General features: G+C 51.6%; 2 tRNA genes and 2 rRNA genes. All 4 read left to right on the top strand.

Annotation, left to right across the window (positions count from 1 at the left end):
• Positions 1-2790 (top strand): 23S ribosomal RNA (locus ACFV6X_RS35430); the annotation flags it as partial.
• Positions 2791-2851: 61 nt separating this feature from the next.
• Positions 2852-2967, top strand: a 5S ribosomal RNA gene (gene rrf, locus ACFV6X_RS35435).
• 8 nt (positions 2968-2975) lie between these two features.
• Positions 2976-3050: transfer RNA gene (locus ACFV6X_RS35440), tRNA-Asn, on the top strand.
• A gap of 3 nt (positions 3051-3053) precedes the next feature.
• A tRNA-Ser gene (locus ACFV6X_RS35445) sits at positions 3054-3145 on the top strand.
• Positions 3146-3213 lie beyond the last annotated feature (68 nt).

The following is a 3213-nucleotide window of genomic DNA, read 5'->3' on the forward strand; positions in this document are numbered from 1 at the left end:
ATACGTAATGGTATGGTATCCTTACCTGAATACATAGGGTATGGAAGACAGACCCAGGGAACTGAAACATCTAAGTACCTGGAGGAAGAGAAAGCAAATGCGATTTCCTGAGTAGCGGCGAGCGAAACGGAATCTAGCCCAAACCAAGAGGCTTGCCTCTTGGGGTTGTAGGACATTCTATACGGAGTTACAAAGGAACGAGGTAGACGAAGCGACCTGGAAAGGTCCGTCACAGAAGGTAACAACCCTGTAGTCGAAACTTCGTTCTCTCTTGAATGTATCCTGAGTACGGCGGAACACGTGAAATTCCGTCGGAATCTGGGAGGACCATCTCCCAAGGCTAAATACTCCCTAGTGATCGATAGTGAACCAGTACCGTGAGGGAAAGGTGAAAAGCACCCCGGAAGGGGAGTGAAATAGATCCTGAAACCGTGTGCCTACAAATAGTCAGAGCCCGTTAATGGGTGATGGCGTGCCTTTTGTAGAATGAACCGGCGAGTTACGATCCCGTGCAAGGTTAAGCTGAAGAGGCGGAGCCGCAGCGAAAGCGAGTCTGAATAGGGCGTTTAGTACGTGGTCGTAGACCCGAAACCAGGTGATCTACCCATGTCCAGGGTGAAGTTCAGGTAACACTGAATGGAGGCCCGAACCCACGCACGTTGAAAAGTGCGGGGATGAGGTGTGGGTAGCGGAGAAATTCCAATCGAACCTGGAGATAGCTGGTTCTCCCCGAAATAGCTTTAGGGCTAGCCTTAAGTGTAAGAGTCTTGGAGGTAGAGCACTGATTGGACTAGGGGTCCTCATCGGATTACCGAATTCAGTCAAACTCCGAATGCCAATGACTTATCCTTAGGAGTCAGACTGCGAGTGATAAGATCCGTAGTCAAAAGGGAAACAGCCCAGACCGCCAGCTAAGGTCCCAAAGTGTGTATTAAGTGGAAAAGGATGTGGAGTTGCTTAGACAACTAGGATGTTGGCTTAGAAGCAGCCACCATTTAAAGAGTGCGTAATAGCTCACTAGTCGAGTGACTCTGCGCCGAAAATGTACCGGGGCTAAATACACCACCGAAGCTGCGAATTGATACCAATGGTATCAGTGGTAGGGGAGCGTTCTAAGTGCAGTGAAGTCAGACCGGAAGGACTGGTGGAGCGCTTAGAAGTGAGAATGCCGGTATGAGTAGCGAAAGACGGGTGAGAATCCCGTCCACCGAATGCCTAAGGTTTCCTGAGGAAGGCTCGTCCGCTCAGGGTTAGTCAGGACCTAAGCCGAGGCCGACAGGCGTAGGCGATGGACAACAGGTTGATATTCCTGTACCACCTCTTTATCGTTTGAGCAATGGAGGGACGCAGAAGGATAGAAGAAGCGTGCGATTGGTTGTGCACGTCCAAGCAGTTAGGCTGATAAGTAGGCAAATCCGCTTATCGTGAAGGCTGAGCTGTGATGGGGAAGCTCCTTATGGAGCGAAGTCTTTGATTCCCCGCTGCCAAGAAAAGCTTCTAGCGAGATAAAAGGTGCCTGTACCGCAAACCGACACAGGTAGGCGAGGAGAGAATCCTAAGGTGTGCGAGAGAACTCTGGTTAAGGAACTCGGCAAAATGACCCCGTAACTTCGGGAGAAGGGGTGCTTTCTTAACGGAAAGCCGCAGTGAATAGGCCCAAGCGACTGTTTAGCAAAAACACAGCTCTCTGCGAAGCCGTAAGGCGAAGTATAGGGGCTGACGCCTGCCCGGTGCTGGAAGGTTAAGAGGAGCGCTTAGCGTAAGCGAAGGTGCGAATTGAAGCCCCAGTAAACGGCGGCCGTAACTATAACGGTCCTAAGGTAGCGAAATTCCTTGTCGGGTAAGTTCCGACCCGCACGAAAGGCGTAACGATCTGGGCACTGTCTCAACGAGAGACTCGGTGAAATTATAGTACCTGTGAAGATGCAGGTTACCCGCGACAGGACGGAAAGACCCCGTGGAGCTTTACTGTAGCCTGATATTGAATTTTGGTACAGTTTGTACAGGATAGGCGGGAGCCTTTGAAACCGGAGCGCTAGCTTCGGTGGAGGCGTCGGTGGGATACCGCCCTGACTGTATTGAAATTCTAACCTACGGGTCTTATCGACCCGGGAGACAGTGTCAGGTGGGCAGTTTGACTGGGGCGGTCGCCTCCTAAAGTGTAACGGAGGCGCCCAAAGGTTCCCTCAGAATGGTTGGAAATCATTCGCAGAGTGTAAAGGCACAAGGGAGCTTGACTGCGAGACCTACAAGTCGAGCAGGGACGAAAGTCGGGCTTAGTGATCCGGTGGTTCCGCATGGAAGGGCCATCGCTCAACGGATAAAAGCTACCCCGGGGATAACAGGCTTATCTCCCCCAAGAGTCCACATCGACGGGGAGGTTTGGCACCTCGATGTCGGCTCATCGCATCCTGGGGCTGTAGTCGGTCCCAAGGGTTGGGCTGTTCGCCCATTAAAGCGGTACGCGAGCTGGGTTCAGAACGTCGTGAGACAGTTCGGTCCCTATCCGTCGTGGGCGTAGGAAATTTGAGAGGAGCTGTCCTTAGTACGAGAGGACCGGGATGGACGCACCGCTGGTGTACCAGTTGTTCTGCCAAGGGCATCGCTGGGTAGCTATGTGCGGACGGGATAAGTGCTGAAAGCATCTAAGCATGAAGCCCCCCTCAAGATGAGATTTCCCATAGCGCAAGCTAGTAAGATCCCTGAAAGATGATCAGGTTGATAGGTCTGAGGTGGAAGCGTGGTGACATGTGGAGCTGACGGATACTAATAGATCGAGGACTTAACCTATATTCTAATGTGAAAAATGAACATTGTTATCTAGTTTTGAGAGAACATTCTCTCCATCAGGTTTGGTGGCGATAGCGAAGAGGTCACACCCGTTCCCATACCGAACACGGAAGTTAAGCTCTTTAGCGCCAATGGTAGTTGGGACTTTGTCCCTGTGAGAGTAGGACGTTGCCAGGCAATATTATTCCGCAGTAGCTCAGTGGTAGAGCTATCGGCTGTTAACCGATCGGTCGTAGGTTCGATTCCTACCTGCGGAGCCATGTGGAGAGCTGTCCGAGTTGGCCGAAGGAGCACGATTGGAAATCGTGTATACGTCACAAGCGTATCAAGGGTTCGAATCCCTTGCTCTCCGCCATAAGGAATTTATAATATTTGGCCCGTTGGTCAAGTGGTTAAGACACCGCCCTTTCACGGCGGTAACAC

This window comes from Streptomyces sp. NPDC059861 (genome assembly GCF_042731435.1).
Lineage (GTDB): Bacteria > Actinomycetota > Actinomycetes > Streptomycetales > Streptomycetaceae > Streptomyces.